Origin of the sequence: Arthrobacter sp. HMWF013, assembly GCF_003061105.1 — a bacterium.
Classification (GTDB): Bacteria; Actinomycetota; Actinomycetes; order Actinomycetales; family Micrococcaceae; genus Arthrobacter.
The window spans coordinates 975-2,083 of sequence record NZ_QAIQ01000641.1 but is presented as its reverse complement, the minus strand read 5'-3'; the positions used below and the strand labels follow the sequence as shown (position 1 = coordinate 2,083).

The following is a 1,109-nucleotide window of genomic DNA, read 5'->3' as shown; positions in this document are numbered from 1 at the left end:
GACCCCTGACCGAACCTTTCGCTGCCGGGCTATCCCGGAGCCCGCTCCGCAACCCGCGGCGCAATGGCCACCGCGGCGACCGCGATCACCGCCGTCAGCGCGAAGACCCCGGAAAACTGTGCCGCCGTCGTCGTGAACGCCGCAAACACGATCCCGGTTGCGGCGAGCGCCAGCGCGCCGCCCAGCGAATCCGAAATGGACATGGCCGAGCTGTTGAAGCCCTCGTTTTCCTTGCTGGACAGGGCCAGCGTCATGACACTGAGCCGCGGGTAGAGCAGCCCCATGCCGCCCCCGGCGAAGATCCAGCCGGCAATGGCGACAGCGGCGGGCCAGTGGAGCGCCGTTGTCACCAGGGCCAGGAGGATGGCGCCCAGCACCAGCACCGCGCCGGTCCACACAGCCGCGCGGTGAGTCAGTCTGGCGCCCAGGCGGCCCTGGATGGCGGCGGCACCGGCCCAGGCCAGCGCGCCGCCGGTGAGGGTCAGCCCCGCGAACGTCGGCGGGAACGCGTACTCCTCGATCAGCAGGTACGGCAGATACACCTCGGCGCCGAAGAACGCCGCTCCGGCAAGGCCGCGGGTCAGGATCACGCTGGGCAGGCCACGGCGGGCGAGCAGGGTTCCACCGGGCACCAGCGGACGCACCGCCAGGAGGGCAACGACGACGGCGGCCGCGGCGAGGACTGCCGGTGCCGCCGGAAAGAGGGTGACGCCGGCGGAGAGGTTCAGCCCCAGGACCGCCAGCGCTGCGAGTCCGGCCCATCCCAGCCTGCCCACCGCCCACGGCGGGACGTCACCGTCCGGGGACCGGCGGTCCAGGCCGCGGAGCACCGGGACAATCATGACGACGGCGGGAACCACCAGTCCCACCACCCCCAGGAAAACCCAGTGCCAGCTGAGGAGCTGCGCCACGATGCCTGCCGCGAACGGACCCACCAGCGACGGGATCACCCACGCGGCAGAGAAGGCGGCAAAGATCCCCGGGTGGAGGACTGCCGGGTAGACCCGGGCCACCACCACGTAAAGCGCCACCGTCAGCGCGCCGCCGCCGAGCCCCTGCACCAGGCGGCCGGCCACGAGAAGCGGCATGGACACGGCCGTGCCCGCGAT

General features: G+C 72.3%; 1 protein-coding gene. It reads right to left on the bottom strand.

The window, feature by feature from the left end:
• Positions 1-29: 29 nt before the first annotated feature.
• Positions 30-1,109 (bottom strand): MFS transporter (locus tag DBR22_RS21335; protein ID WP_258229362.1); only part of this gene is annotated, 1,080 nt, incomplete at its 5' end.